Here is a 6,074-nt window from a genome sequence, read left to right on the forward strand (position 1 = left end):
AGGTGTTTTTGCATGGGCAAAAACGTATATTCAAGTGAGACTAAGTGGGCAGTGGTCAAAGCGAAAATGGCGGGTGAATTGACCACAAGGGAGATTATGGAGAAATACAGCATTAAAAATAAATCTCAAATTTCCACATGGGTCAGATGGTATAAGCAAGGGGAACTCTATCGATTTGATCAACCCATCGGAAAACAGTATACCTATTGACATGGGCCTGAAGCGCGTTCAGATGATGAACGAAAAGATTGTCAAATTGAACATTTGAAGTTGGAGAATGATATTTTAAAAAAGTATATGGCAATCGAAAAGGAGTTGAGAAAGAAATAGTTTTGGCACTTGTTGAAAGACTGAAATCCAAATACACAATTACTGCCATTTTAAATGCACTGGTTGTGCCGCGTTCGACCTATTACCGATGGCGTTCAGAAGGCACTGATTCATCGTTGACAGATGTCGAGTATATGTGCGTCGACGAAGTATCGTTACGGTCATCGTAACGTGAGAGCACTGTTACAGCGAGACTACAATATTAAAAGACATTGGAATACTGTGCAGGCTATCATACAGAAATATCATCTACAATGCCGGATTAAGACGAAAAAGAAGTGGAAGTCCCAGGGAGTAACCATCATTATTGCACCCGATCGCATCAAACGTGACTTTCAAGCTGCAGCACCCAATCAAAATGGGTCACGGATATCACCTACATCCAATACGGATGCACTGTAAAATATCTATCCACAATCATGGATCTTTACAACAACGAGATTGTCGCTGCCAAATTGTATGATCATCAACAGACACCATTGGTGCTGGATACACTAAAAGCAGCTTTAGAGAAACCTGCCCACCCTAAGGGTGTAATCATTCATTCTGATCAGGGAAGTGTTTATACGTCATATGCTTACCAGGCATATGTGATGGAAAGTAATCTAGTAGTAGTATGTCAAGACGAGGAAATTGTTGGGATAATGCGGTCATCGAATCGTTCCACTCTAACCTTAAGTCTGAAGCGTTTATCTACACCAGATTCAATTCTCTCAGTGATATTGAAACGAGCTTACGTGTGAATGAATACTTAAAGTATTATAACGAAGAAAGAATACAAGAAAAATTAGGCTACCTTTCTCCAATTAATTTTGGAGCCAAGATAGCCTAATGAAGGTGTTTTATCTTTGCCTCATACTGCTAGGTCAGTCTAAAGCCCCTCTACTGTTATTGTTTCAATCCCAATAAGAGTGGGGGCTTATGTAAATGCTAAACTTAGCTTTTATCGTTCTCTACATATTTGACTCAACAGACAACCAATTACAAAACTTTTTAGATATACTGAATGACAGTATATCTAAAAGAGAACTACAGTGAACTTCAAACCTTTTTATTTAAAAGCTTATTTGCATTGATTGCCAGTTCTATCGCTTGTCTGTTTGCCGGTTCCAGATAATCCTTTCCTAAGAGTCCACTTATTTTTTCCAGCCGGTAATATAATGTTTGGCGTACGATATACAGGCGGTCGGATGTTTCTTTTTTTGACCCCATCGTTTCCAGATAAACTGAAAGGGTTAGAAGCAAGTTACTGTTTTTCGTTTTCTTTTCAAATTCCAATAATGGTCCCAAATATGTGTTGATCAGTGATTGCAAATCGCTTTGATCCATCTTCGTAAGCACATGAAATGCTCCTAGATTTTCATAATATAAAACATCATTCACGACTCCGGACTTTTTTAAATGTGTGACTTCATTCGCCTCTCTGTAACAGTCTGATAATAATGTATAATCCTGATTCAGGCTACTTGCACTTACATAACACTCTTTTCCTTTGATTATATCCTCGTTATGGCTATGAAGAATCGCTTCAGCCAGAAGTTTGAAATTGGCATCATGCTCATTATTTTCTTTGTTTTTATAAAAAGATGATATGACAATAATATTATTGATGTTTACAGATATGGCGGGAGTAAACCCGAACTGATTGAATAATTTCCTGATGAACATTGCCTGAGCCAACTTTGTTTCTTCTGATTGTTCTCCTCTGATTGTCCTGCTGATAGATTTCTTTTCAATGATAATCAACCGGTAATACAGATTTTCAGCAGGAAAAGGGAGGAACTTTTGAGCCATGGATGCATCATATGATTCTTCATGTATCAACTTCTTTACCAAATCCCCTTCCAGATTCTGTTTTCTCTCTTCTATTGTTCTATTACGTAACAGCACTTGTGCAATGGCCAAAGTCGCCCGGTCCAGTAAAGAAAATGAAAATTCATCAATGTCATCTGGATTCTGCTGGAAGTATAAATGACCCCAGGAGTGGCCGAGCCCTTTAATGGAGAATACCGTATAGGCTTTACCATACAATATTACCGAAGCATGGTTTTCATTTTTACTTTCGGCATCGATAAGTGACAGTATATTTTCTGCATGAACTTTATCTTTGAGAGGATAATAGTAAAGTTCACTCTCATCTGTGACGAGAATGACACGCTTTTTAAAATGGGTATATACTTTTTTCAGTATTTTTATAATGCCGTTCGGTTCCAGGGACAATTCATCCAATTCTTTTGAGAGCGAATGGAGATTCTGAAGTTGCGTGTGATGGTTGTTTATGATCAAGGTATGTATATCTTGTGTAATATCCACAAATCTGACTGTTTTTTTGAAGACGATAATCGGAAAGTCATGCTTTTGAGCGAGCTTTAAGATCTTATCATCCATTTGATTAAAATGCGGTCCCTGCTCGATGCAGAGCCCTGCAACCCCTCTTTCAATCAATTTATCCACTTGCGGCACACCTTCAGCCGATTCAAAGTTGATTTTGGAACCGGTCGTCAAAATCAACTCACCACCATTGATGAATGAATCGAACGTTTCCATTTCCAATATATGCGTCCACTTTATATCCCGGTCAACTCCTTTTTCTCCGGCAATCAATTCAGCATGCTGAAACAACTCCCGCTGCATGACGTCTCCAACAGTGATTGTTAAATTTTCCATGGATATTCTCCTCAAATGTATGATATTCAACTATATATTTTTACTTTTTGTCAAAGGATTAATTATTCGTAATATTATAATATTATTATGAAAGAGAAATGGAACGCTGTCAATATGATGGTGAAGACATTCCAGGTAATTCTATTGTGTTAATGAAAGGAGTCAGGAATTGACGTTTAGTCAATAATGAAATTTATTTAAAAAGGGGTGTTTTAAGATGAAATCTTTGGAAATTGAAAAGAACCTGTCGCTTGAAGAGAAAAACAAGAAAGTTGTTTGGCCTCATATTTCTCCTTATAGAGAAGACAAGGCGCCTATGGTCGTGGAAAGTGGAAAAGGGTCCTGGATTGAAGATACACATGGCAACCGGTATTTGGACGGGATGTCCGGGTTATGGTGTGTGAATGTAGGTTATGGACGGGAAGAATTGGCGAAAGCCGCTTATGACCAGATGTTGGAAATGGCATATACACCGATGACGCAGAGCCATGTTCCAGCAATTGAACTGGCAGAAAAGATCAATGAGCTGCTTGATGATGATTATATGATATTTTATTCGAACAGTGGTTCCGATGCCAATGAGGTGGCTTTTAAAATCGCACGTCAATACCATCAGCAGCATGATGATCCGAACCGCTTCAAAATTGTGTCACGTTACCGTGCCTATCACGGAAGTTCCATGGGTGCACTGTCTGCTACAGGGCAGGCATTGAGAAAATATAAATACGAACCGCTCTCTACCGGTTTCTTACATGTGGCACCACCGGATAATTATAGAAAACCTGAGGATATGACGGTTGAACAATATAATATTCAAAAGGCGCGGGAACTGGAAGAGGCAATCATATGGGAACAGAAAGAGACGGTTGCTGCCGTGATTATGGAACCGCTCATTTCGGGTGGCGGCATACTGATACCGGATGCTTCCTATGTAAAAGAGGTGGAGCGTATATGTAAACGTCATGGTGTCCTCTTGATCATAGACGAAGTGATATGCGGTTTTGGGCGAACGGGCAAGGCATTTGGCCACCAGCAGTTCGGAGTGAGGCCGGATATGGTCACAATGGCAAAAGGTTTGACGAGTGGCTACTCCCCGCTATCGATTACAGCAGTTAAGAAGGATATTTACGAAGTCTTCAAGCAGCGCGGGGAATGCAGTCATTTCCGCCATGTGAACACTTTTGGCGGCAACCCTGCTGCCTGTGCAGTCGCTTTGAAAAATATTGAAATCATGGAGAAGGAAAATCTTTTTGAACGTGCGGAAAAACTGGGCGAGCGTCTGCTCGATGGTCTGGAAGAATTGAAAAACCACCCGTATGTCGGTGATATTCGCGGTATGGGATTAATCATCGGAATCGAAATCGTCGAAGACAAAACGACAAAGGAACCCGGATCTGACGAACGTGTAGGAAAATTCATCTCAAATTGTAAATCCCGCGGGCTGATCATCGGACGTAATGGTGAAACAGTATCCGGACAAAATAATATTTTGGCACTCTGTCCGCCGTTATCATCTACTGATCAGGATATTGAATTTATCCTGGAGACGGTCAAAGAGGTTTTTTATGAAAATGTTTAATGTGCTGCTGTAAAACTGATGTTTTTAAAAACGGGACAACTGGCTGGATATAGGAATCAATGAGTCATATATACTGTTGCATAACGGTATGTCAATCATATGAATACAAACGAGGAGGACATAAATTGACATAGACAAAAGTGGAAGTATTAAAGAATTATATCGGCGGTAAATGGATAGAAGCGAAAACGGATCAATCAGAACCTGTAATAAATCCTGCGACGGGAGAGGTGATTGCTCACGTCCCTGTTTATACCAAAGAAGATGTGGATTATGCGGTCGATACAGCAAATGAAGCGTTTAAAACTTGGAAAAATTTGGCCGTCCCAAGACCTGCGCGCATCCTTTTCAAATATCAGCAGTTTCTGGTCTAGAACTGGGAGGACCTGGCTAAAATCATCACACGCGAAAATGGTAAAAACCTGGCAGAACCACGCGGTGAAGTTCAGCGCGGAATTGAAAATGTTGAATTTGCGGCTGGCGCCCCGTCTCTTATGATGGGTGAACAACTGTCATCCATAGCGACAGATCTTGAAGGCGGCGTCTATCATTATCCGATTGGCGTCGTTGACGGAATTACGCCATTCAACCTCCCGATGATGGTGCCATGCTGGATGTTTCCGATGGCGATTGTGACAGGTAATACTTTTGTCTTAAAACCGTCGGAACGCACGCCTCTATTGGCTAATCGTCTGGCGGAGCTGCTTGAGGAAGCGGGTGTACCGGCAGGCGTGTTCAACATTGTACACGGCGCACATGACATAGTGAATGGTGTCCTGGACCACGAACAGGTGGCGGCAATTTCCTTTGTCGGCTCGCTACCGGTCGCTGAATATGTCTATAAGCGGGGCACTTCCAATTTAAAGCGTGTACAGGCTTTGGCGGGGGGTAAAAATCATTCCATCGTACTTGGCAATGCCGACCTTGATAATGCGACGACGCAAATCATGAATGCGGCATTCGGTTCTGCAGGTGAACGTTGTATGGCGGCATCAGTTGTGGCAGTGGAAGATTCAGTAGCGGATGAATCCATTAAATTATTAACGAAAAAGACGGATGAAATCAAAATCGGTGATGGTGAAGAGGAAGGCGTGTTCCTCGGACCGGTCATCCGTGAAGGACATAAAGAACGTACGTTGGAGTATGTTGAAATCGGTGAAGAAGGAGGCGCAACGATGATAAGTGATGGGAGAAATATTAAAGAAACCACTGGATCAGGTTATTTTGTCGGTCCCACCTTCTTTGACCATGTGACATCTGAAATGAAGATCTGGCAGGATGAGATCTTTGCACCTGTACTTTCCATTGCCCGTGTCAGTGATCTGAAAGAGGCGGTTGATCTTGCCAATCATTCAAAATATGCGAATGGGGCATGTATCTTTACAAACGATGGTGGCAAAGTCCGTCAGTTCAGGGAAACAATGGATTCGGGCATGCTCGGAGTGAACACCGGTGTACCGGCACCAATGGCCATGTTCCCATTCTCAGGATGGAAAGA

The 6,074-nt window shown here is 41.5% G+C and carries 4 protein-coding genes and 2 pseudogenes; 5 read left to right on the forward strand and 1 reads right to left on the reverse strand.

Going from position 1 to position 6,074, the window contains the following annotated elements; all coding sequences use genetic code 11:
* Positions 1–12: 12 nt before the first annotated feature.
* The 3 genes and pseudogenes from VK080_RS02930 to VK080_RS15990 all read left to right on the forward strand — a co-directional run bounded on the left by VK080_RS02930 (position 13) and on the right by VK080_RS15990 (position 1,162).
* The gene (locus tag VK080_RS02930) at positions 13–210 is read left to right on the forward strand and encodes a helix-turn-helix domain-containing protein (protein WP_324223305.1); all 198 of its coding nucleotides are present in this window, start codon (positions 13–15) and stop codon (positions 208–210) included.
* A 485-nt stretch (positions 211–695) separates the two neighbouring features.
* A pseudogene (locus VK080_RS15985) lies at positions 696–929 on the forward strand (DDE-type integrase/transposase/recombinase); the annotation flags it as partial.
* A gap of 17 nt (positions 930–946) precedes the next feature.
* Positions 947–1,162: an IS3 family transposase gene (locus VK080_RS15990; RefSeq protein ID WP_414672206.1), complete on the forward strand. Its 216-nt coding sequence runs from the start codon at positions 947–949 to the stop codon at positions 1,160–1,162.
* A gap of 209 nt (positions 1,163–1,371) precedes the next feature.
* Here VK080_RS15990 and VK080_RS02935 read toward each other — a convergent pair whose 3' ends face one another.
* Complete coding sequence (locus VK080_RS02935) at positions 1,372–2,997, reverse strand: PucR family transcriptional regulator (protein ID WP_324223306.1); 1,626 nt, start codon at positions 2,995–2,997, stop codon at positions 1,372–1,374.
* 217 nt (positions 2,998–3,214) lie between these two features.
* Between VK080_RS02935 and VK080_RS02940 the strand changes: the two genes are divergently transcribed.
* Positions 3,215–4,576, forward strand: a complete 1,362-nt coding sequence (locus tag VK080_RS02940; protein ID WP_324223307.1) for an aspartate aminotransferase family protein — start codon at positions 3,215–3,217, stop codon at positions 4,574–4,576.
* Between the two features lie 140 nt (positions 4,577–4,716).
* Positions 4,717–6,074, forward strand: a pseudogene (locus tag VK080_RS02945) (CoA-acylating methylmalonate-semialdehyde dehydrogenase); the annotation flags it as partial.

Origin of the sequence: Lentibacillus sp. (assembly GCF_035301925.1) — a bacterium.
Lineage (GTDB): Bacteria > Bacillota > Bacilli > Bacillales > Amphibacillaceae > Lentibacillus.